Annotated in this window: 1 protein-coding gene; it reads left to right on the top strand. The window is 70.8% G+C overall.

Features of this window, described 5'->3' with window-relative positions; genetic code table 11:
- Window positions 1-63 precede the first annotated feature (63 nt).
- Window positions 64-579: radical SAM protein (locus PKF00_RS44980; RefSeq protein WP_271223773.1), on the top strand; the 516-nt coding region annotated here is incomplete at its 3' end.

Below are 579 nucleotides of genomic sequence, written 5' to 3'. Positions count from 1 at the left end.
GACCGAAGCCTTCCGCGGCTCCTTCGACGCCGCCGATTTCGGAGCGCACATCAGGATCGCCATTTGACCGTCGAGGTCCATTCGCTCGGCTGCCGCCTGAACCTCGCCGAAAGCGAGTCCCTGCGCGGGATGCTGGGTGAGGCGGACGACCTCGTCGTCATCAACTCCTGCGCGGTCACGGCGGAAGCCGTGCGCCAGACCCGCCAGGCCATCCGTCGCGCCCGCAAGGCCCGTCCCGACGCGCGCCTCCTCGTCACCGGCTGCGCGGCCGAAGTCGAGCGCGAGGCGCTAGCGGCGATGCCCGAGGTGGACGGCCTCATCGCCAACACCGCCAAGCTCGACCCGCGCGCCTGGAACGTGCCGCTGGCCACCCGCGCGCCAGACACCCGCGCCCACACCCGCGCCTTCGTGCAGGTCCAGAACGGCTGCGACCACGCCTGTACCTTCTGCATCATCCCGCAAGGCCGAGGCCCGAGCCGCTCGCGCACCGTGGCGCAAGTGCTGGACGACGTGGTCCGCCACCTCGACGCAGGCGTGCAGGAAGTGATCCTCACCGGCGTCGATCTCACCTCATGGGGC

This window comes from Streptosporangium carneum (assembly GCF_027922005.1).
Classification (GTDB): Bacteria; Actinomycetota; Actinomycetes; order Streptosporangiales; family Streptosporangiaceae; genus Streptosporangium; species Streptosporangium carneum.
This window is presented reverse-complemented; position numbering and strand designations above follow the sequence as displayed.